Source organism: Bacteroidota bacterium, assembly GCA_018698135.1.
In the GTDB taxonomy this organism is placed as follows: Bacteria; Bacteroidota; Bacteroidia; order CAILMK01; family JAAYUY01; genus JABINZ01.
In genome coordinates this window covers 45,954-67,765 of record JABINZ010000028.1, presented here as the reverse complement: position 1 = coordinate 67,765, position 21,812 = coordinate 45,954, and the positions used below count along the sequence as shown (strand labels likewise).

The 21,812-nt window shown below is 33.6% G+C and carries 21 protein-coding genes; 11 read left to right on the top strand and 10 right to left on the bottom strand.

Translation table 11 applies throughout. The features are described from left to right. Window positions 1-130 precede the first annotated feature (130 nt). From HOG71_02245 to HOG71_02225, 5 genes are all read right to left on the bottom strand, one after another. The gene (locus HOG71_02245; protein MBT5989649.1) at window positions 131-1,012 is read right to left on the bottom strand and encodes a hypothetical protein; all 882 of its coding nucleotides are present in this window, start codon (window positions 1,010-1,012) and stop codon (window positions 131-133) included. Window positions 1,013-1,103: 91 nt separating this feature from the next. Beyond that, entirely contained in the window at window positions 1,104-1,772 is a 669-nt protein-coding gene (locus HOG71_02240; GenBank protein ID MBT5989648.1) for a protein-L-isoaspartate(D-aspartate) O-methyltransferase, read from the bottom strand. Beyond that, window positions 1,765-2,295, bottom strand: coding sequence for a hypothetical protein (locus tag HOG71_02235; protein MBT5989647.1), 531 nt, complete (start codon window positions 2,293-2,295; stop codon window positions 1,765-1,767). The genes HOG71_02240 and HOG71_02235 overlap by 8 nt, the downstream gene beginning before the upstream one ends. A gap of 80 nt (window positions 2,296-2,375) precedes the next feature. After that, window positions 2,376-3,020 (bottom strand): outer membrane beta-barrel protein, encoded by a 645-nt coding sequence (locus tag HOG71_02230; protein MBT5989646.1) that lies wholly within the window; start codon window positions 3,018-3,020, stop codon window positions 2,376-2,378. Further along, a complete protein-coding gene (locus tag HOG71_02225; protein ID MBT5989645.1) occupies window positions 3,017-4,396 on the bottom strand; it encodes a nodulation protein NfeD in 1,380 nt (459 codons plus the stop codon). The genes HOG71_02230 and HOG71_02225 overlap by 4 nt, the downstream gene beginning before the upstream one ends. 173 nt (window positions 4,397-4,569) lie before the next feature. Here HOG71_02225 and HOG71_02220 point away from each other — a divergent pair, with 173 nt between their 5' ends. Then, on the top strand, window positions 4,570-5,358 hold the full coding sequence (locus HOG71_02220; protein ID MBT5989644.1) for a LysM peptidoglycan-binding domain-containing protein: 789 nt from the start codon (window positions 4,570-4,572) through the stop codon (window positions 5,356-5,358). Between the two features lie 11 nt (window positions 5,359-5,369). Continuing rightward, complete coding sequence (locus tag HOG71_02215) at window positions 5,370-6,602, top strand: O-antigen ligase family protein (protein ID MBT5989643.1); 1,233 nt, start codon at window positions 5,370-5,372, stop codon at window positions 6,600-6,602. Here HOG71_02215 and HOG71_02210 read toward each other — a convergent pair. Next, complete coding sequence (locus HOG71_02210; GenBank protein ID MBT5989642.1) at window positions 6,595-8,229, bottom strand: NAD+ synthase; 1,635 nt, start codon at window positions 8,227-8,229, stop codon at window positions 6,595-6,597. The two genes, HOG71_02215 and HOG71_02210, sit on opposite strands and share 8 nt — an antisense overlap. A gap of 20 nt (window positions 8,230-8,249) precedes the next feature. Further along, the gene (locus tag HOG71_02205) at window positions 8,250-8,894 is read right to left on the bottom strand and encodes a PorT family protein (protein ID MBT5989641.1); all 645 of its coding nucleotides are present in this window, start codon (window positions 8,892-8,894) and stop codon (window positions 8,250-8,252) included. A gap of 43 nt (window positions 8,895-8,937) precedes the next feature. On the opposite strand from HOG71_02205, the gene HOG71_02200 reads away from it, so the two are divergent. Beyond that, window positions 8,938-9,969: a hypothetical protein gene (locus HOG71_02200; protein MBT5989640.1), complete on the top strand. Its 1,032-nt coding sequence runs from the start codon at window positions 8,938-8,940 to the stop codon at window positions 9,967-9,969. Between the two features lie 46 nt (window positions 9,970-10,015). Here HOG71_02200 and HOG71_02195 read toward each other — a convergent pair whose 3' ends face one another. From HOG71_02195 to hypB, 3 genes are all read right to left on the bottom strand, one after another. After that, window positions 10,016-10,693, bottom strand: coding sequence for a T9SS type A sorting domain-containing protein (locus HOG71_02195; protein ID MBT5989639.1), 678 nt, complete (start codon window positions 10,691-10,693; stop codon window positions 10,016-10,018). A gap of 234 nt (window positions 10,694-10,927) precedes the next feature. Then, a complete protein-coding gene (locus HOG71_02190; GenBank protein ID MBT5989638.1) occupies window positions 10,928-11,551 on the bottom strand; it encodes a redox-sensing transcriptional repressor Rex in 624 nt (207 codons plus the stop codon). Between the two features lie 110 nt (window positions 11,552-11,661). Beyond that, window positions 11,662-12,450 (bottom strand): hydrogenase nickel incorporation protein HypB, encoded by a 789-nt coding sequence (gene hypB, locus HOG71_02185; GenBank protein MBT5989637.1) that lies wholly within the window; start codon window positions 12,448-12,450, stop codon window positions 11,662-11,664. Between the two features lie 286 nt (window positions 12,451-12,736). Here hypB and HOG71_02180 point away from each other — a divergent pair, with 286 nt between their 5' ends. The 8 genes from HOG71_02180 (at window position 12,737) to HOG71_02145 (ending at window position 21,810) form a co-directional block, all read left to right on the top strand. After that, window positions 12,737-13,447 (top strand): Crp/Fnr family transcriptional regulator, encoded by a 711-nt coding sequence (locus HOG71_02180; GenBank protein MBT5989636.1) that lies wholly within the window; start codon window positions 12,737-12,739, stop codon window positions 13,445-13,447. A 242-nt stretch (window positions 13,448-13,689) separates the two neighbouring features. Continuing rightward, on the top strand, window positions 13,690-15,492 hold the full coding sequence (locus tag HOG71_02175; GenBank protein ID MBT5989635.1) for a CoB--CoM heterodisulfide reductase iron-sulfur subunit A family protein: 1,803 nt from the start codon (window positions 13,690-13,692) through the stop codon (window positions 15,490-15,492). After that, window positions 15,489-16,679, top strand: a complete 1,191-nt coding sequence (locus tag HOG71_02170; protein ID MBT5989634.1) for a 4Fe-4S dicluster domain-containing protein — start codon at window positions 15,489-15,491, stop codon at window positions 16,677-16,679. The genes HOG71_02175 and HOG71_02170 overlap by 4 nt, the downstream gene beginning before the upstream one ends. A 10-nt stretch (window positions 16,680-16,689) precedes the next feature. Beyond that, window positions 16,690-18,414 (top strand): CoB--CoM heterodisulfide reductase iron-sulfur subunit A family protein, encoded by a 1,725-nt coding sequence (locus HOG71_02165; GenBank protein MBT5989633.1) that lies wholly within the window; start codon window positions 16,690-16,692, stop codon window positions 18,412-18,414. A 28-nt stretch (window positions 18,415-18,442) separates the two neighbouring features. Continuing rightward, window positions 18,443-18,868, top strand: coding sequence for a hydrogenase iron-sulfur subunit (locus HOG71_02160; GenBank protein MBT5989632.1), 426 nt, complete (start codon window positions 18,443-18,445; stop codon window positions 18,866-18,868). Between the two features lie 9 nt (window positions 18,869-18,877). Next, window positions 18,878-19,852 carry an oxidoreductase gene (locus tag HOG71_02155; GenBank protein MBT5989631.1) on the top strand — a complete coding sequence of 325 codons (975 nt, stop codon included), beginning with the start codon at window positions 18,878-18,880 and terminating at the stop codon, window positions 19,850-19,852. Further along, on the top strand, window positions 19,846-21,312 hold the full coding sequence (locus tag HOG71_02150; protein ID MBT5989630.1) for a Ni/Fe hydrogenase subunit alpha: 1,467 nt from the start codon (window positions 19,846-19,848) through the stop codon (window positions 21,310-21,312). The genes HOG71_02155 and HOG71_02150 overlap by 7 nt, the downstream gene beginning before the upstream one ends. A 33-nt stretch (window positions 21,313-21,345) precedes the next feature. Further along, complete coding sequence (locus tag HOG71_02145; protein ID MBT5989629.1) at window positions 21,346-21,810, top strand: hydrogenase maturation protease; 465 nt, start codon at window positions 21,346-21,348, stop codon at window positions 21,808-21,810. Window positions 21,811-21,812: the final 2 nt, after the last annotated feature.

Below are 21,812 nucleotides of genomic sequence, written 5' to 3'. Positions count from 1 at the left end.
GAGAGTATTTTATAGAAATGTATTTTTAGGATATTTTAATGAAAATGAATTAAGAACTAAGGAACAATCAGTAAGGTTAGAAACTAATTTAGTGTAAAGTCTAATCTTTAACTTGTGTAAACTATGTGCCTTAACGAACATTTTTAGCGGCTAATACTATTTTTTCATTTTCAATAGCTTTTCGGGCAGCAGCATCTTTGGCCTCTTGTCTAATTTTTTCTTCCTTGGCAAATTGTTTTTTCTCTTTTTCTTCGATTTTCTTTCTTTCTTTATCTGCTTTTTCAAGTTGTTTAAGCTTTACTTTGGCTTCAGCAATTTTCTTTTTTTCTTCTTCAGCTGCTTTTTTTTGTTCTATTTCAATTTCTTTCTTTTCTTTTTCAAGTAAACTGGCTTTCTTTTTTTCTTCTTTCTGCAAGGCCTCAATATTGGTTTTTTCCAGTGCTTGTTTTTGCTTTTCTTCAGCTAATGCAAGTTCCTGATCTAATTCAAACTGTTCACATCGAATATAGTATTCTTCCATATATAGCGTAGCCATTTTTTCAGTATAGCTATAATCGTATACGAATTTTCGTTTGTAATTATCATAAATAACACGTCCTACTGGTTTGTCAAGAATGTTTGAACGAGATGGATTCTTTTCACAATTTTCCAAAAGTGTGACTTCAATATTGGAAAAGAAGGATGTACTGTAACCAATTTCTCGGATGTGTGTTTTTACCTCGATTGTTTTTGTGTAATAAGCAGGATCTGAAATAATGATCAGATAATTTCTGTCGAGACGCAATTTGATATCAACTTTGCCATTTGAAGCTGTTTTATATTCTACCTGATTCGTGTTTAAGTCGGTATATATTATTTTTACTCCATTGATAAAAAGCTTGTTTTCGTCAGTTACTCTAAAGCTAGTTGTTAAGTATCCTTCATCTTCTTCGACCTGAGCAATTAAGGCTGATGACTGAGACAAAATAGCAATGATTAGGAAACAAAATTGAAATACAAAACGAAATTTCATGACAATCTTATGAATGTATCAAATATAATGAATAGTTAGAATATATATATTGGTACTAGCAAGCATTCCACAAAGCTTATTATTTATCGTGTTATCTTTTCCAGCCTTTTTTGCCAATTAGTGGAACAAAACGAAATCCATCGAGTGCTTGTTTGCTATAATCTTTTTCAGAAGTCCGGCAAACTTTATACATGATTTGGTTTTCACGTCCTCCCACAGGAATAACCATAATGCCTCCAATTGCTAGTTGATTTAATAAATTGTCTGGAATTTCAGGAGCAGCAGCAGTAACAATTATTTTATCAAAAGGTGCATGTTGTTCAAGACCAATGGTTCCATCACCTAAAAAAAGATTGGCTTGATAGCCCAATTTGCTTAATAATGCTTTGGTGCGTTCAAACAAGGGCTCTATGCGTTCAATTGAGTAAACAACTGCACCAAGTTCCAATAATATACAAGCCTGATATCCAGAACCTAATCCAATTTCCAATACTTTATCCCCTTCAACAATATCAAGCACTTGAGTTTGATAAGCAACCGTAAAAGGCTGTGAGATTGTTTGACCAGATCCGATCTGCATAGCCTGATCTTCGTAGGCCAATTCATGAAAAGCACTATCAAGAAAGAAATGTCGAGGAACTGTTTCAATGGCATTAAGAACAGCATCATTATAGATGCCTTTTTCCTTAACCTTTTGAACCAGCTTGCGCCTTAGTCCCTTATGTTTATATGAATCGTTTAAAGTAAACTGATTACTCATTTACTGTGGCAATGGCAGTGGTCTTTTCAAAAATAAAATAAGCACTAGTGAAGAAAACAGCATTGAAAGCTAAATCTCCTGCTAACATATTTCTAAAGAAAGGAATTCCGTCTATATACACTTGAGTTAGAATAGGTGAATAACCCATTCCTGTTATCCATACACCCAAATTTGATATGAGATAAAAGAGAACTGAACCAAGAATAGATGCGCCAAAAATGAGGATGGGCTTTTTGTTTTTACGTAAATATATTCCCATCAGTATTATTAAAGTAAAAGGGATATAAACGAATATCATGGTATTATGCAAACCAATAAAAAGATCAGTAATAAATAAAACCATTAACGGGATAATAATCGCTAACTTTTTATTGCTCAGATATGCACCACCAAATAAGGCAATGGCTCCCATAGCGGTAAAATTAGGGATTCCAACAAAAAGACGGGTGATGAATCCAATTACAATTCCAATAACAATAAAAGATGCTATTATTAAATTAATTCTTAAATCTTTATTTTTCATTCGTATTTCCTTTGAAGTTTTATTTATTGCTGAATGACTTAGCAAATACAAAATTAAGGATATTTTGAAATCACGAAATTTTATTTTTGCCCGAAATAATAACGTAAACCAAAACTAGCCAGCACATTTAAGTAACCGGGTCTTCTTTGTCCCCATAATTGAAAAAACGGGGTATTATTGGCTGTGGAAAAATTAATAATGCTGCTTTGGTAGCGGATAAAAAATTCCATTTTAGCATTATGTTCATAATATCCACCAATCAAGTAACTATATTCAATTTTTTTTGCCAGACTAAAGTCAGGATATTCTGACTTATATACATCGATATAATACTCTCCTATATTAACTCCAACTGCCAAACCTCCGTTTAGACCAAATTTTTGATACACATGATAATCAAAAAGTATTGGCACTTCCAAATAATTTACACGATATAAATCCCAATTTCTGTTAGGATCGGGTTTGCTTTTAGCATCTGCACTTCCTTTCATGCTAAACAATAATTCCATACGCAAGGTAGAAATGTCTGAAAATTCATGCTCAACAAAAGGTCCGATGAGTAGTCCACCTTTATCAAAACCGACCATGTTATCTCCTGTTATTTGCGAGCCATTTACACCCATTAATAATCCAGATTTAAAAAATGGTGTTTGTGCCTGAACAATAAAAACTGACATAAAGTAAACCAGTACTAAGCCGCTCAGTTTTGTGTAAGGGATTTTCATGCGATATCTTTTGAATTATCTTCTCTTACAATAAGCTTATTTCCTAAATCTTCAATCACTCTAACTGGACTACCTTTAGAAATATATTGTCCTTCGCTGATCGCATCATAAATGTCATTATTTAGCAATATTTTGCCACTTGGATGCATTTCGGTATATGCTACTGCATGTTCTCCGGATAAATCAGATGTATTATTTGATTCAGAAGGATGTTCATTTGCACGATAATTCCCTTTGGCCAATGTTTCATGTAAAACAAGTCGCTGAAATAAACGACTGCCTAATACTTTCTTTCCTGAAACAAAAATAAATACGATGGCTAGAATAAATGATATTGTTACAGTTAGCATTGCTTTAACCAAATCGCGACCACCTGAAAATGAAAAATCGAAGTACACATTACCAACCATGCTTAACGTTAAACCCGTTAACATACATATTAGACCCAATACTCCGGCTACACCAAAGCCTGGGATGACAAAGATTTCCAATCCTATCAGTATCAATCCCGCAACAAATAATAAGATCTCCCAACTTGCAGCAAGGCTCTCAAGATAGAGAGGTGCGAAATATAATATAGCAGCAATAACTGAGGCTGCTATTGGAAAACCTATTCCGGGGCTCTGTAACTCATAATAAATACCGCCAATAATGATTAAAATTAAAACACCATGAATAGCAGGATTTATTAGAAAGTTTATAATTTTATCGATACCGGTAAATGTTAATTCTTTGATTTCATAATTAACATATCCTTCTGCTGCAAGAACTTCTTCTATGGTTTCAGCATTTCCGTCACAATAGCCTACTTCTATTGCTTCTGAACGTGTTAATGTTAAAACCTGACCCTTTGGTGAAATACCTTCTACTTCTAAATTTTGATCAACCATAGCTTCAGCAATATCTGGATTACGACCTCGGAATTCAGCAGTTGAGCGCATCATAGCACGCATATAAGATTGATATTTGTCAGGAAGTGCCTCTGCATTTTGTGTAACAACTGTTGCTGCTCCAATAGTCGATCCGTTCGACATATAAATTTTATTACAGGCAATAGATATTAAAGCTCCTGCTGATGCTGCATTTGGGTTTACCAAAACATAAACAGGAATAGTTGAATTAATAATTTTTGTTCGGATACTATCGGCTTCGTTTAAAAGTCCACCTGGTGTATTCATATCAATAATAATAGCATCAGCATTTAACTTTTCTGCCATGTCGAATGCTTTAACTGTATTTCTTCTGGCTGAAGGATTAACTTCTTGTTTTAAATCAAGTTTGACAATAACAGCATCTTTCTTCAAACTATCACTCGCAAAACTAAAATTGGAGGCTATGAATAATATGGAAACAGCTAGGATTAATTTCTTTCTCATTTTGTTTTGAATTTAAATAAAGTATCATCCTTTTTAAGAAGAAGTATCTTCTAGCAAAAAAGTCTTTCAAATTTCACCATTTATCAGCTGCTAACAAAATAATGTGGACAATTTAAGCAGATGAAAATTGGCTTTTGATCTAAATTTGCATTATAATTATTTGAAATCATAAGATGTTGAAAATGAATGGGAAATACCTGCTGTTAATAGGGTTTTTAATTACTATCACAATCCCAGTTTTCGGACTAAAAGATTCTGTTGGTATTAAAACTATAGAAGGAAAGCAATATATTATTCACAAAGTGGATAAAGGTCAAGGTTTATTTGCGATTAGCAAAAGATATAATACGACTGTTGAACTGATTAAAAATGCCAACGATCCAATTGAAGGGCTTAAGCTAAATCAGGAAATATTAATACCTATTACTCAAAAGGAAAAACAAAGTGAAACCATTATTCATATTGTAAAAAAGGGTGAAACATTATATCGTATATCAAAAACTTATAATGTGTCAGTTGAAGATATCAAAAAATGGAATAAGCTTTCTGATAATGCAATCAAAGATGGTGATGAAATAAAAATCATTAAAATCATCAATGCAGAACAAATTGTGAAAAACACAAGCGAAGCTGTAAAATCGACTGAAACCGTAAAAGAAGAAACTCAAAAGGTAGTTCCCAATCCTAACGAAATTATTGAAGAAGGAATAGCAACTTATATTGAAGATCCAACAATAAGCTCGAGGAAAGCACTTGCAATTCATAAAAAAGCACCAATTGGCACCGTTATTCAGGTTACCAACCTCATGAATGGTACGTCTGTTTTTGTTAAAGTTGTTGGGAATCTTGATGAAGACGATTCACAATCCAATGAAATAATCAAGCTTTCCAAGTATACTGCAAAGAAACTTAAAATCAGGGATCAACTTACAAGGGTAAGACTAAACTATTTCCTTGAATAAATTTCTAAGGTTTGAATACTAAAAGTTTGATAAAAGATAATATTGGTTTTGCAGGAATAATATTGTTTTTGTTTGGTCTGCTATTTTCTCCTTTTATATTAAGCATTTCATTACTACCGTTGTTAATTCAACCTTTTCTTCTGCATTCTCCTAAAGAAATCTTTCAAAAACTTTTTCAGGATAAGGTTTCGATTCTACTTTTACTCTATTTTATGCTGATTATTCTGGGGATTTTTTATACCAGCAATTTGAATTTATTTTGGAAGGATTTGCAGTTGAAACTACCGTTTCTATTATTGCCAATAGCTTTTATTTATCCTAATTACTATTCGAAAAAGAGCATCTTCAGAATTTTATCTATTTTTATTGTGTTGACCTTTTTTGCAGGCTTATTGTCATTCATTAATTATCTAATTCATTATGATGAGATAAACAGGCTGATCTTTAAAGCAAAACCAACTCCCATCATTGCCAATATTAACCATATTTATTATAGTTTTATATTAGCCTTTGCCATTATTTCAGGGCTATTCTTACATAAGTATTTTTTTAATAGAAAATATCTGAGGATTATTAACTATAGTTTACTGTTTTTTAACCTTGTTTTTATTCATACAATTGCTGCACGCACCGGATTGTTTGCTTTATATGGTTGTGGTTTTGTTCTATTGATCTATTATGGTTTTAAAAATAGCAAAATTGTTTTAACACTATTTTCATTGGTATTGATAGTTTCCATTGGAATCGCTTCTGTAAAATATATTCCAGTGTTGAATAATCGGTATCAAAAATCAGTAGAAGATATTAATACATTCCGCAATGGGGGAGATATTAATCACTATTCAATATCCATGCGGTTAGTGTATTGGCAGAAAAGTTTTCAGGTGTTTTTAAAATCGCCTGTTATTGGAGTAGGGTTGGCTGATGTTAAAGCGGAAATGAGGGAAATTTTTGATGCTGAAAAATCAAGCTTAGTCATGGTGAATAGGAGAGGGCCTCATAATCAGTTTCTTGAAATATTGGCAGGAATGGGTTTAGTGGGTTTTGTCTTATTCCTTTATTTATTGATTTCAGCTTATAAGGTCGGCATAAAACAAAATTCAGCTATTCTTGTTGCATTTCTGACAATAATGATTTTTACATTTTTAGCAGAGTCGACACTTGAAAGGCAAGCGGGTATTGGCTTTTTCACATTTATGCTATTATTACTCTCAAAACCAGAAGTAGCTGAGGAATCTAAATAGAATAACTTGCTACAATGGGAATTCTTCTGCCAATTCCAAATGCTTTATCAGATACTCTGAGCACAGGTGGTGCTTGATATCGTTTATGCTCGTTATTATTTACAAGATTAAGTATTTTACGCACCACAACAGGATCAAAACCCATCGTAGTTAATTCTTCAAAACCTTTTCTTTTCTCAATATAATTAATGAGAATTTTATCTAATATACTATAATCGGGGAGTGAATCACTATCTTTTTGATCAGGTTTTAATTCTGCTGATGGAGGTTTTGTTAAAATGTTTAGAGGTATAATTTCTTCTTCCCGATTAATGAATTTAGACAATTTTATTACTTCTGTTTTGTATAAATCGCCCAATACTGATAAGCCTCCACACATGTCACCATATAATGTTCCATAGCCTACGGCTAATTCACTTTTGTTTGAAGTATTCACTAATATGTAGCCAAATTTGTTCGACATGGCCATTAGTAATACAGCACGAATACGCGATTGCAGGTTTTCTTCAGCAACATCAAATGATGTGCCTTCAAAGTATGGATTCAGACTCTTTTCGAAACTCTCGTAAAGTGATTTAATACTGATAATATCATAGGATACTTCAAGTTTTAAGGCTAGGTCAACTGCATCTTTAATAGAATGATCTGATGAGAACATCGAAGGTAAAAGCATTGCCTTAACATTTTCTGCCCCAAGTGCTCTTTGTAAAAGGACTAATGTTAATGCTGAATCTATTCCTCCTGAAAGCCCAATAATTGCTTTTTTGAAATTTAATTTTGAAAAATAATCTTTGATTCCCATGATCAATCCATCATGGATAAGATGATATTTTTCGGGATGTTTAACAGTTTCTTTTTGAACCTCTTTTTGAAGGTCTGAAAGCTCGATTGTAAAAATTTCTTCTTGAAATAGGGCAAGCTGTTTAATAATTTTCCCATTTGTACTAATAGCCTTAGAAGCACCATCATATAGGATTTCTGTTTGAGCGCCAATATGGTTTACATATACTAATGGAATTTTATAGCGGTCGACATTTCTTTTTAAAACCAGTTCACGTTCATCATCATGTGCATATGAAAATGGAGATGCAGCTATATTAATCATCAGGTCAGGTGATTGTTTAATAAGCTCATCCATAGGGTTTCTAGAGTAATATGGCGTATATATATTCCATAAATCCTCACAAATGCTTAAAGCAATTTTATAACCTTTAAAATCTATACACTCAAAATTGAAATTAGGTTCAAAATACCTGCATTCATCAAAAATGTCATATTCGGGGAGCAATGTTTTGTGTACTACTTGCTTTATTTCCTTGTCATAAATGAAGCAGGCTGAGTTATACAGTTTCTTTCCTCCAGTATTTGGATTAACATAGGGTGTTCCCACAATAGCTGCTATTGTATCGCAATGCTCAGAAATTTTTGTCAGAGATTTTAAACACTTATAAATAAAGCTATCGAATTCGAGGAAATCCTGTGGAGGATATCCTGAAATTGCCAATTCAGGAAAAACAACTAAATCTGCTTTTTGCTCTTTGGCAGTATTTATTGCAGAAATAATTTGTTGCGTATTGGAGTCAAATGCTCCAATTTGAAAATTAAGTTGAGCAAGCGCAATGCGCATTTTTTTATTATTATATATTTTTAAAACAGAATTCCGAAATCCAGTGATACATAAGATGGTTTAAGCTGAACATCTTTTAATCCGTTCGGTAAAATATGATCATCAACAATTGTCATTTTTTTGTTGTTCATGCGCAATAAGCCATTGTGGAAAGTTATTCCACCAACCAAAACAGTATTTCCGCCTAAACCATAGTGAACTCCAGCTCCAACCAAAATATTAGCATTGAAAAAATTAATTTCATTTTTATTATTGATTTCATTCAATTTGGCCGAAGTATTTATCATTGGGCTAATACCTATTTTACCGTAATAAGTCATTCCATCAATTTCATTCGTTTGCATTTTTAATGCAATGGGTATTTCGATATATTGCTGTTTCCACTTAACAATTTCTAAATTATTTGAGGTGTCATTATAACTGGATGAATACTGAAGTAAACTATGCGATAATTCGAAATTGAGACCATAATTGTCCTGAAAGAAATAATTCACCATTAGGCCGTAAGAAAATCCGATTCCTAGTCCATTATTATCCATAATCTCTGGATTATCTGATTTAATCCAAGAAAATTGAGGAGATAATTTGAGCCCCAATTGAAGCTTTTGCGAATAGACTGAAGAAAAGCTTAGAGTAATCAGGATTATAAAAATTAAGTTTTTCATAATTTCGTTAATTTTGCTTGAAATACATAACTAGTGTGAGAATATGTGGGTACGAAGATATAACAAATTCATTGTTCTCCTTTTTATAGCCTTTTTGTTTTTTGGATGTAATTCTAAATCCAATTATCAAATTAATGTTGATAATATAGAATTGGAGCTTGAAATTAATAGGTTTGATGAAGTGTTAATACAATTGGATGAAAAACATTACGATGATCAACTGGTTGATATTGGGATTCAATACCCTGCCATGTTTCAAGTTTTTGTTGAGCAGATTGCTATGGCAGGACGAATTGAAGATTCCCTTTTCTCAAAAAGTCTTCATGCTTTCTTTTTTGATAAATATACACAGGAACTATATCGTGATTGCCAACAGCAATACAAGGATTTAGACGATATTGAAGAAGAGCTGGAAGATGCATATAAACATTTGCTCTATTATTATCCTAAATTAGAAGTTCCTGAGTTTTATAGTATTATTTCAAATTTTGGTGTTGCTGCAGCCAGTTTTGAGAATATTATGATGTTCTCATTAGATTATTATCTTGGAGCTGATTACCATTATTATGAAGGTTTATTCCCAAAATATAAATCTAAGAAATTTTCTAAAGCATATTTAAGCACCGATATTTTAAAAGTGGAATTTGGAAAATTGTATGCTGAAGATGAATTTAGTGGAAACAATTTGTTATCAAAAATGATTTATGAAGGTAAGAAATTATTTTTTCTTGAATTGATGATACCACAAAAGAATGATTCCATATTGATTGGATATAGCAAGAACGAAATTAAATGGTGTGAGAAAAATGAAGGAAAAATCTGGAATCAAATATTACTGAGCAAGGTTTTATATGAAACGCAGGCTATTAAAATTTCTCGTTACATTGATGATGGACCATTTACTAATGCATATGGAATTCCTTCAGATTCACCTGCACAACTTGGTGTATGGTTGGGGTGGCAAATTGTTCGGAACTATGTAACAAAAAATGAGATTAAAGACTTCAGAGAATTATTTGAAGAGAAAGATGAACAAAAAATATTGATGAAATCAGCTTATAAACCAAAAGTTTAAAAAAAAAGGGACTTTAAAAAAGTCCCTTTTTTTTTTTTTTTTTACTCTATTCTTTAGAAATAGTTTTAGTAATTACTTTACCTTTTTCATTTCTGTACATGACTACATACATTCCATTTTGCAGAGATTCAAACGAAACTCGCATCCGATCTGCATTCTGAACATCCTTAGTCAGTAATCGTCTTCCTAAAATATTGTATATTTCAATTGAATGACTTCCTTTCTTTGAAAATTGAATGTTTAAAATATCTCTAACTGGACTGGGATACATATTAAATGATAAGGAAACATTCTGTTTGATTCCAGTTGTTCCATTGCAGCATCCTGCAATAGTAATTCCTTCATTATAAGACCCTTTGGGATAGACGTAAACTTCTACGCATCCAGTACCTGCATTGTTATCGGGATAAAAATGAATATCGAATGAGCCTGAATCCATTCCTGTTAATTCAAATTCCTGACTATCTGCATTAAAATAACAATTGTTTTTATCGCAAATACCAATCGACCAAGTAGCAGGGATGTCAATAGCCTTCACTACCCAGATATAAGTTGTTGTGGTAGCAGTATTGTTGTAAATCCAATTATAAGAAACTAATTCAAATGTAGATGGTAAACCTTTAACATTACTGGTATCGTATTTTGAGGATAGCTTTTGAGCAAAAGCATTATCGACAGATGCAAATAAAAGGAATATTAGGATAAAGACGTAAAATTTCTTCATATGACTTTGTTACTATTGTTTTACAAATATACTACTCATTCAATGTGATTCAAAATTATTTTCAACAACATTGTGAATAATGCAAATAATATTCCATGCTTAATTCAATATACTTGAAAAGAAATTCTGTCAAAAAGGCTTAAAACGATGTATGGACTATGAATAAAGGATTTGGTGGGATTAGCTGATTAAAAACTTATAAAGTTTACTTATGTGAATAAAAGGTGGGAAACACTACTTTTCCTTTACAAAATACGCAACTTTTTCCAGAGAAGTAATGAAGTCGAATTCTTCTAAATAAATATTGTCAGGTACATTCAATGGTGCAGGAGTAAAATTAAGAATTCCCTTTATCCCATTTTCAACCAGCAATTCTTTAACATCATAAGCTGCATTGGCAGGAACTGTAATGATTGCAATTGAAATATCCATTTCTTTTACAACTTGTGGTAATTCATCCAAATGGTGACATTTTACTCCTGTAACACAATTACTTATTTTCTTGTCATCAATATCAAAACTAGCAACAATTTTGAGATACTGCCTTTTTCGTTCCACATATTTGGCAATAGCATTGCCTAAATTTCCCATACCAATTACTGCTGCATATTGACAATCTTCTGGATCAATAGTATTACCAATAGCCTTAATTAAGCGCTTAATATTATAACCTTTACTCGGGCTTCCAGTATAACCCATTAACATGAAGTCTCTACGAACCTGTACTGGAGTCAAATGTAGCAATTTGGCTATTTCATGAGAGAAAATAAACTCTTTGTCTTGGTCAAGCTTATTTAACAATACTCTTCGGCATTGACTTAAACGTTCAACTGTTTTCTCAGGAAGAAGATTTTTCATTTAATTCTGTATTGATAATAATTTAACAGCAATTATTAGCATGCAAATTAATACAAAATTTAAATAAATAGATATTTAAAACTGATATAGATAAAAAAAGCCAATAATAATTATGAATTAGCCTCTTCCTTTAACCATTTGTACCATTTATCAATTCCATCACCTGTTTTAACAGATAGCTCAATAAACTCCATGTTGTGATTTACTTGTAAGGCATATTTCTTTGCTTTTTCTATATCAAAATCAACATAAGGGCTTAAATCAGTTTTATTGATGATACATAATTGTGAACCCTCAAACATGTTTGGATATTTCAAAGGTTTATCTTCTCCTTCTGTAACGCTGATGATCACAACTCTTTTCTTTTCACCCAGATCAAACATTGCAGGGCATACCAAATTGCCAACATTTTCAATAATCAGCATTGAATCCTGTTTAGGGTTCAATTGTTTAATTGCCTTATTGATCATATCAGAATCAAGATGACAGCCATTCCCAGTATTAACCTGAACAACAGGAGCACCAGCCTGTTGTATACGGTTGGCATCATTTAATGTTTGCTGATCACCTTCAATGATATAAAAATCAATTTCGGCACCAAATTCTTTAATCGTTCTCTCCAGCAAGCTTGTTTTTCCTGATCCAGGTGAACTGACTAAATTGAGACAAGAAATGTTCTTAGCTTCGAAAAATCCACGATTTCGTTCTGCTAATAAATCATTTTTTTGTAAAACGTTTTGCTCCAGCTTTATTTCTCGACCACTTTCATCATGGTGATGGTGGTGATCATCGCCATGGTTATGTTGATGATCATGCTCATGATGAGAATGACTATGTTCTGTTCCTGGTTTTGTAATTCTAATACCATCTTCTTGGCCGCATCCGCAATCTCCACACATAATTATATTTTTTTATGAGCAACAAAATTATTTTATTGAAGGCATAAAAACGAATATTTATACTATTCTCTTCAAGAGATAGCTAAACATGATATAAATCAGCATATTAAGTATAAGATATGCAAAAACTGATCTAAGTCATGTTTTTTAATGATTTTTCTACTTAACTTTAACTTCAAGAAATGCCCACATTAGGCAAACTGAATGCATATCAATGCTTTATGAAACCGTAAGCCGATATATTTAGCATTTTAACATTTTTAATGACTAATTCAAATCTGAAAAAATGAAATCAGTATTTGAAAAACCAAGCTGCAAAGAATGTGATGTAAGGTTTAAAACCTATTTTAACATCCTTTCTGATGAGGATTTGCGTGATTTGAGTATTGAGAAAACCTGCACTCTCTACAAAAGAAACCAAACTATTTATCATGAAGGAACCAGTCCCAATGGTCTTTATTGTGTAAATAGTGGCAAAATAAAGAAATTTAGAAACGGGGAAAATGGCAAAGAACAAATAATACAATTTATTGCTCCTGGTCAGCTTTTTGGAATTAAAGCAGTTATAGAAGGTTCAAAATATACCACGACAACTACGGCAATTGAGGATTCATTGGTTTGTTTTATAAATAATAGGAAGATATTTCATTTGATTATGAAATATCCAAATCTAACAAACTATATGCTTATTTCATTAAGTAGAATGTTAGAAGAAGCGGAAACGCGCATGGCTTCTATTGCTTTAAAAACTGTTAGGCAGCGTGTAGCTGAATCGCTTTTGATTCTTGTAAACACCTATAAAAGTGACGATTCAAATACTCAGTTCGAACTTCGTATCTCTCGTGAAGATTTAGCTAATTCGGTGGGTTCAGCAACCGAAACCGTTATTCGAATACTTAAGGAATTCAAAGAAGCAAGATTAATTAGTATTAACGGAAGAAGTATTATCGTTCTTGATTTTTTTGGTTTAATGAAAATTAGCAATATTGATTGCTAAGTTATTGAAAACTACAGCTCTATAAATATTCATTTGGTTTTTCTGATTAATATCAGTTTTTTTTTTGAGACATGTCATTTTTAGACATGTGTTTTGATAGTAAAATTACGTTGGATTTTTAGTGTTAAATCCACTGTTATTTGAGAGAATTAACCTGATACCCTATTTAAGCTCAACCATATACCAATCCTTCCAAATCTCTCCATAACAAAATTGATATAAAATGAACTAAATATAGTTTTATGCGTGTAAAAATTGGTATTTGTTATTATGACTCCAATAGTGAATATGCCAGCTTGTTCAATAATGATGTCATCATCGAATATGCGAAATCCATTCCATCAGTTGAACAGGTATGGATAGGGAAAGTGTTAGAACTAACTGCTTCAGATCTTGCATCCTTATTTAAATCATCAGGTGTTGAAAAAATTGTTATTGCCGGTGATTATCCAGGATTGATTAAGAACAAAATTGACTTGGCGATGAAGTTAGCAGGCTTGGATCATAAAAAACTTGCTCTGGCCAGTTTTTCTGAACATGCTTTATTCAATGGGCAATCTACAGAAATGGCTAAAGCGGTATTACTATGCGCAGTAAATGGTTTGGATTTTCGAGAAGTTGCAAAACCAGGACATAATACTGTAAACAAAGATACTTTAGTAATTGGAGGAGGTATTGCAGGCATTCAGGCTTCATTGGAAATTGCAAATGGAGGTCAAAAGGTTTACTTACTCGAAAAATCAGGAACTATTGGAGGACACATGGCAATGTTCGATAAAACATTCCCAACGCTTGATTGTGCAGCTTGTATTTTAACGCCAAAAATGGTTGATGTCGGTCAACATCCTAATATTGAGCTAATCACTTATTCTGAGTTAAAAGAGGTACAAGGTGATGCTGGTGATTTTAAAGTTAAGATTAACAAAAAGGCAAGAAGAGTTAATATTTCTACATGCATAGGTTGTGGTAATTGTGCCGAAAAATGCCCCCGAAAGGCTGCTAGTGAATTTGATGCAGATACTAGCTTACGAAAAGCTATTTATATTCCATTTCCACAAGCAGTACCAAATAAGTATTTGATTGATGCTGATAATTGCACCTATGTTGAAAATGGGAAATGTGGAGTATGTGTAAAAATTTGTCCAGTTCCGGATTGTATCAATTTAGATGAGAAAGATTCTGAAATTGAGATTAATGTTGGGAATATCATTTTGGCTACCGGATTTAAAGTTTTCGATGCAAAAAAAATCGAACGATATGGATATGGTCAATTTCCCAACGTTCTGACTTCATTGGAATTTGAGAGGTTGATTAATGCTGCTGGACCCACAGAAGGTAATATCACTTATCGTAAGAAAGATAAAAAAGGAAATTGGGTTTTTAAAGAAGGCAATGGTGAACCCCAAAGTGTAGGCATTATTCACTGTGTTGGTAGCAGGGATGAAAACAATAATAAATATTGTTCGAAAGTATGCTGCATGTATTCATTAAAACTTGCTCATTTGGTGAGAGAAAAACTTCCAGATGCAATAATAAATGAATATTACATTGATATGCGCGCATTTGGAAAAGGTTACGAAGAGTTTTATGAGCGTATTAAAACTGAGGGAATTAATATGATCAGAGGCAAAACTGCAACAATAAAGCAAAAAGGTGAAAAGCTTTTGTTGAGAAGTGAGGATATGCTAAACGATCGAATGCTGGAAGATGAATTGGACATGGTAATTCTGGCTGTTGGTTTGGAACCAGCTAACAAAGCTTCTGAATTGGCAAAAATGCTAAAAATTACACAAGACGGTAATGGCTGGTATAATGAATCCAATTCCTTAAGCGATCCTGTGAATACAAACAGTGGTGGAGTTTCCATTGCCGGACTTTGTCAGGGGCCAAAAGATATTCCTGATACAGTAGCACAAGCATCTGCCGCAGCTTCGAGAGTATTGCAAAATATAATCAATAATAAAGTTGAAAAAAGTGTATTCGACCTATCATTTAAAGATATTGAAAATCGTGTCAATGAATTAATCACGGAGGTTAAATCATGAGGTATACTATAAATACAGATTTAAAAAAGGAATTAAAGTCCTATGGAATTAGTGAATGGAACGATTGCTTTCATTGTGGAAATTGTACAGCTATTTGTCCTTTAACAGAAAATGGATTTTTGTTTCCGCGAAAAGGAATTCGACAAATACAAATGGGATTGAAAGATAAGTTAACCATGAATGTAGATCCATGGCTTTGTTATTATTGTGGAGAATGCTCCCAAACTTGTCCACGCGATGCGAATCCGGGAGAATTAATGATGACATTAAGAAGGTATCTGACATCGGTTTATGATTGGACTGGTTTGAGTAAGAAATTCTACACATCTCATAAATGGGAATATGGATTTCTCGGCTTTTTTGCCTTATTGGTTATTGCTCTTTTTGCTGTTTTCCTTCCTCCTGCGAAAGCAATTTTTACAAATCCTGAATCGTTTATTAACGATCAAGGAGGAGTTATGATTAATAGTCTTGTAAACGGTATAACAAATATTGAGTTTTTACACTTTGTTGAAATTGGAGACCTTACAATGGCTATTTTAGTTGCATTGCTGCTTATCTCTAATATATTAAATATGTACAATAAAGTTATTTTAAAGGATAAGAGTATTAGAATACCGCTTTATTCCTACTTTGTGGAAGCCTGGCATTTGCTCTTCAACTTTGTAGCCCAACCAAAGTTCTCAAAATGTGATAAAAAGAATTATTGGATTGGTCATTTACTACTAATGACTAGCTATACAATCATGTTTACTGTAATTGTTGCGTTGCTTCCCAAGTTTCAAATTGAAGAAGTTAAGCCTTGGTATAACTGGCAAAGAATACTTGGTTATTATGCCACATTTGGATTGTTGTTCTTTCTGGTGTATACAGCAATAGGTCGATTTAAAAAGAGTGATGTGAAATTTGAATATTCACATGTATCCGATTGGTTATTTCTTATTCTTTTGGGTTTAACAACAATAACAGGGATTCTTATTCATATTTTTAGATTAACGGGATTACCTGTTGCCACATATTTTACATTTGTTATTCACTTAGCAATACTGGTTCCTATGATAGTTGTGGAAGTACCATTCTCAAAGTGGTCACACTTAGCCTATCGTCCTTTTGCGGCCTATTTTTCACGATTGAAGAAAGCTGCTTACAAGAGAAATCATAAAATTGAAATAGCTCAAGCTGCATAAAAATAGATGTATGGAAGAAATTAGAATAGGTGTATATGTTTGCTGGTGCGGAACCAATATTGCCAAAATGGTTGATGTTGAGAAAGTCTCAGAAGAAATTGCGAGCTTGCCCAATGTAGCACTATCAAAGACTTATAAATATATGTGTTCCGATCCTGGACAAGATTTAATTGTTAAGGATATTAAGGAGAATAAATTGAACCGAATTGTAGTTGCAGCATGTTCACCACGAATACATGAGCTTACTTTTAGAAAAGCACTGGAAAATGCCGGTCTGAATCCTTACATGTTTGAAATGGCCAATATTAGGGAGCAAGTGTCATGGGTACATTTGGATAGGGATGCAGCAACCAAAAAAGCTAAAAGTTTGTTAGCTGCTGCTATAAACAAAGTTCAATTCCATGAAGCTTTGGAGAAGCGATCTGTTGAAATAGATTCAAAAACCATGATTATTGGAGGTGGAGTAGCAGGTATATCTGCTGCTTTAGAGATTGCAAATTCAGGTAGACAGGTATATCTAATTGAAAAATCTGATAAGCTTGGAGGACATGCAAAAAACATTGATCTCACTTTTCCTTATTTTCAAAGTGCTCAGCAAATGCTAGCAATGATGATAAAGAGTGTTGAGAATAATGAGAAAATTGAAGTCTTTTTTAATTCTGAAGTTGACGAAGTATTTGGATATATTGGAAACTTTAAATCAACCATTAATAATCGGGAACTTGAATTTGGAAATGTAATAGTTGCAACAGGATTAAAATCTATAGATCCAACAAATCTAGGTAACTATGCCTACAACCGTCTCCCAGATGTATTGACATCGGTAGAGTTCGAAAAAATGCTTCAAAAAGGAGAAATCCTTACAAAAGAAGGAAAAACTCCTAAAAATATTGCTGTTATTCATTGTGTAGGATCTCGAAATGAGATTACACATGAGTACTGTTCAAGGAATTGTTGCATGACTGCTTTGAAATTCTCTAACCAGATAAAATCGACTTTGCCAGATACAAACGTATTTGAACTTTATTCTGATATGAGAGCTTTCGGAAAAGGATGTGAAGAATTATATACAAAAACATCCAGACAAGGAGTTGTTTTTCTGATGTTCGATCAGAAAGATGAAATGCCAACTGTTGTTAAAGCATCAAAAGGAAGTGATTGTTCCATGTATGTAATTATGGAAGAAAGACTCTCTGGAGAATCTGTTGAAGTACCAGCTGACTTAGTTGTCCTAATGGTTGGTGTTGAAGCACAGGTTGATGCAAAAAAAATAGCCCATGCGGTAGGAATTAGTATGTGTGGAAATGATTTCTACATTGAAAAGCATCCAAAACTTGATCCGGTTGCCACAACAACAGATGGTGTTTATATAGTGGGGGGCTGTCAGGGACCCAAAGACATTCCCGATTCTGTCAGTCAGGCAAAAGCAGCAGCTGCCAGAGTATTGGCAACCATAAATCAGGGAAAAGTATTTGTAGAGGTTACCACCGCAGTAGTAAATGAAGACCAATGTTGTGGTTGCCAAACCTGTGTAAATGTGTGTCCTTATACTGCAATCAGCTATAATGAAGAAAAAAATGTTTCTTATGTAAACGAAATCTTATGTAAAGGATGTGGTACGTGTGGTTCTGCTTGTCCAAGTGGAGCAATTGCCAGCAAACACTTTACAGATAAGCAAATAATGTCTCAGATTGAAGGTTTAATGGAGATGTATATTGCTGAAGAAGCGCTTTAATTGACTATTAATTTGAAAGGAGAGTAAAATGAGTTTTAATCCTAAAATTGTCGCATTTCTTTGCAATTGGTGTTCATATACAGGTGCTGATTTGGCAGGAACATCCAGAATGAAATATGAACCTAATATCAGAATAATCCGAATTATGTGTTCTGGGCGTGTTGATCCTACTTTCGTTTTGAAAGCATTCCGTCAAGGAGCTGATGGTGTGCTGATTTGCGGTTGTCATCCGGGTGATTGCCATTATCATGAAGGCAATTATAAATGCCTCAGAAGATTCACATTATTAGAAAAGTTTATTGATCAAATGGGGATCGAAAAAGATAGAATCAGGTTGGAATGGATTAGTGCTAGTGAAGGAAAAATCTTTTCAGCATTAGCAGACGAATTCACTGAGAATATCAAAGAATTGGGTCCTTGTAAAGTTAAAGAAGTCGTTGAAACATTAGCGTAAATTAGAAAAATGGTAGAAACAAAACCAAAAATAAAAATGGCAGTTTATTGGGGAGCAGCTTGTGGTGGCTGTTGTGTCTCTGTACTTGATGTTCATGAAAAACTGTTTACTGTAGTTGAACATGCAGATTTGGTATTTTGGCCAATTGCATTGGATATTAAATACAAGGATGTTGAAGCAATGCCTGATGGACATATTGATCTATGTTTGTTTAATGGAGCTGTTCGAAATAGCGAAAACGAGCACATGGCTAAATTGTTAAGAGCAAAAACCAAAGTATTGGTAGCCTATGGCAGTTGTTCTCATATGGGAGGAATTCCTGGATTAGCTAATTTTACCAGCAAAGAAGAATTGCTCAAACGTGTATATGAAACGACTGAATCAACTGTTAATCCAGATAACATTCGACCAGAACAAAAACACAAAGTGAAAGAAGGTGTCCTCGAATTACCGGAGTTCTACAATGATGTTCGTACGCTTGATCAGGTTGTTGAAGTAGATTATTACTTACCAGGTTGTCCACCTCAAACAGAACGCTTAGTTGAAGTGTTTTTAGCAATTGTTACAGGAGCTGAATTACCTCCAGCAGGATCAGTAATTGGGGCATTAAATAAGTCTCAATGTGATGAGTGTAAAAGAACGAAAACAGATAATAAAAAAATTAGAGAATTTAAACGCCCGATTGATATAGTAGATGATGGTGAAACTTGCTTCCTTGAACAGGGAGTTATTTGCATGGGGCCAGCTACTCGCGGAGGCTGCGGAGTTAGGTGCATTGAAGGAAATGCCCCCTGTCGGGGTTGTTATGGTCCACCCGAAGATGTACCTGACCCCGGTTCTAAAATGTTAAGTGCTGTAGCCACCATGATTGATGGTGATAAACCAGAAGAAATTGCTGCTGTTGTTGATACAATTGATGATCCTGCCGGAACATTTTATAGATTTAGTTTGCCCGGTTCAATTTTAAGGAGGAAAGTATTATGAAAAGAATTACTATAGATCCTATCACAAGGCTAGAAGGACATGGGAAAATTGAAATTTTCCTGACTGATGAAGGTGATGTCGATAATGTGTATTTTCAGGTTCCTGAATTACGTGGTTTCGAAAAATTCTGTGAAGGAAGACCTGTTGAAGAATTAGCTCAGATTGTAACAAAGATTTGTGGTGTTTGCCCTGGTTGTCATCACATGGCAAGTGGTAAAGCTGCCGATATGGTTTATGGTGTTGAACCAACTGTTACAGCAAAAAAACTGCGCGAATTATTCTATATGTCTCATTTTGTGCATAGTCATATTGCACACTTTTATGCATTGGCTGCACCCGATTTTGTAGTAGGTCCAACTGCCAGTCCGGCTGAAAGAAACATACTTGGTGTAATAGGAAAAGTCGGAGTTGAAATTGGAACAGAGGTTATCAAGCAAAGAAGAATTGCGCAGGAAATCCAGGCATTATTGGGTGGGCATCAAACCCATGTGGTGATGAATATACCGGGTGGAGTTCGTAAAGGCTTAACCGAAGAGCAAAGAGTTGATATTGTTGAAAAAGCAAAAGGTTTTATTGATTTTGCTAAGTTTTCATTGAAGATTTTTGATGATGTTGTTTTAGCCAATAAAGATTATGTAGATATCATAGTTAATGGTCCATATAATTTGAATATTCATTCAATGGGATTGGTAGATGAAAACAACAAAGTCAATTTTTATGATGGAAAGTTAAGAGTTGTAGACACAGTAGGGAAAGAATTGTATAAATATGCTCCAGCCGATTATAGGGATTATGTGGAAGAAAGGGTAGAACCATGGAGTTATTTAAAATTTCCTTATCTCAAGAAAAAAGGATGGAAAGGATTTGTTGATGGACAAGATTCAGGTGTATATCATGCCACACCATTATCTCGTTTGAATGCAGCAGATGGAATGGCAACTCCTTTAGCTCAAGCTGAATATGAAAGAATGTATCATATTTTAGGCGGAAAACCTGTTCATGCAACACTTGCCATGCATTGGGCCAGATTAGTTGAATTACTCTATTCAGCAGAATATGCACTTGAGTTAGCACAAGATCCTGATATTGTTGGCACAAATTTGAGACAAGAATTAACAAAAACTCCAACTGAAGGTGTTGGTACTGTTGAAGCACAACGAGGAACACTAACGCATCATTATTGGACCGATGATAAAGGCATTGTTACCAAGGCCAATATTATTGTTGGAACAACAAATAATAATGCTGCTATTTGCATGTCGTTGAAAAAAGCAGCTCAAGGCTTAATTAAGAAAGGAGAAACAGTTTCTGAAGGAATCTTGAATATGATAGAAATGGCATTTCGTGCTTATGATCCTTGTTTTTCATGTGCTACTCATTTTCAGCCAGGTAAAATGCCGATGAAGGTGAATTTCAGACAACCGGATGGTCATATTATTCGAACAATTCAGCGCAAGTAGTTGTGTAAAAATAGCAACATATTAATTGTAGGAATGGGGAGTGATATCCTAACAGATGATGGTGTGGGTGTGAAAATTGTCGATTATCTTTCCAGCGATCCTTATTTTCAAAATCATCATTACCATACAGAACTGCTCTTTAATCTTGATATGGGGAAAAAACTCTCAGAATATAACACAGTTGTATTTATTGATGGTACTATTCAAAGAACAAATCCTCCTGGATATATTGAAATAAATGAAATCACCAATTTTAAAGAAACACTCCATTTGACCAATATACACGAAATGAAATTTCAGGATTGTTTTACATTTTGGAAAAATATTGGATTTGAAATTCCTGAGAATGTGTTTGTGATTTCTATTGAAGTTGATGTATACTTAGAGTTTGGTTCTGAATTAAGCATTAAGCTTAGAGAATCATTCAATGAAATTTTGAATCAAGTGAAGCAATGGGTGCATCATATAAGTTTGAGAGAAAATCAAGTACTGGTTTAATT

Coding starts and splice junctions, on each gene's coding strand:
- HOG71_02245 (MBT5989649.1), bottom strand. CDS start 1,012: ATGAAATTTCGTTTTGTATTTCAATTTTGTTTCCTAATCATTGCTATT.
- HOG71_02240 (MBT5989648.1), bottom strand. CDS start 1,772: ATGAGTAATCAGTTTACTTTAAACGATTCATATAAACATAAGGGACTA.
- HOG71_02235 (MBT5989647.1), bottom strand. CDS start 2,295: ATGAAAAATAAAGATTTAAGAATTAATTTAATAATAGCATCTTTTATT.
- HOG71_02230 (MBT5989646.1), bottom strand. CDS start 3,020: ATGAAAATCCCTTACACAAAACTGAGCGGCTTAGTACTGGTTTACTTT.
- HOG71_02225 (MBT5989645.1), bottom strand. CDS start 4,396: ATGAGAAAGAAATTAATCCTAGCTGTTTCCATATTATTCATAGCCTCC.
- HOG71_02220 (MBT5989644.1), top strand. CDS start 4,570: ATGTTGAAAATGAATGGGAAATACCTGCTGTTAATAGGGTTTTTAATT.
- HOG71_02210 (MBT5989642.1), bottom strand. CDS start 8,229: ATGCGCATTGCGCTTGCTCAACTTAATTTTCAAATTGGAGCATTTGAC.
- HOG71_02205 (MBT5989641.1), bottom strand. CDS start 8,894: ATGAAAAACTTAATTTTTATAATCCTGATTACTCTAAGCTTTTCTTCA.
- HOG71_02200 (MBT5989640.1), top strand. CDS start 8,938: ATGTGGGTACGAAGATATAACAAATTCATTGTTCTCCTTTTTATAGCC.
- HOG71_02195 (MBT5989639.1), bottom strand. CDS start 10,693: ATGAAGAAATTTTACGTCTTTATCCTAATATTCCTTTTATTTGCATCT.
- HOG71_02190 (MBT5989638.1), bottom strand. CDS start 11,551: ATGAAAAATCTTCTTCCTGAGAAAACAGTTGAACGTTTAAGTCAATGC.
- hypB (MBT5989637.1), bottom strand. CDS start 12,450: ATGTGTGGAGATTGCGGATGCGGCCAAGAAGATGGTATTAGAATTACA.
- HOG71_02180 (MBT5989636.1), top strand. CDS start 12,737: ATGAAATCAGTATTTGAAAAACCAAGCTGCAAAGAATGTGATGTAAGG.
- HOG71_02175 (MBT5989635.1), top strand. CDS start 13,690: ATGCGTGTAAAAATTGGTATTTGTTATTATGACTCCAATAGTGAATAT.
- HOG71_02170 (MBT5989634.1), top strand. CDS start 15,489: ATGAGGTATACTATAAATACAGATTTAAAAAAGGAATTAAAGTCCTAT.
- HOG71_02165 (MBT5989633.1), top strand. CDS start 16,690: ATGGAAGAAATTAGAATAGGTGTATATGTTTGCTGGTGCGGAACCAAT.
- HOG71_02160 (MBT5989632.1), top strand. CDS start 18,443: ATGAGTTTTAATCCTAAAATTGTCGCATTTCTTTGCAATTGGTGTTCA.
- HOG71_02155 (MBT5989631.1), top strand. CDS start 18,878: ATGGTAGAAACAAAACCAAAAATAAAAATGGCAGTTTATTGGGGAGCA.
- HOG71_02145 (MBT5989629.1), top strand. CDS start 21,346: ATGGGGAGTGATATCCTAACAGATGATGGTGTGGGTGTGAAAATTGTC.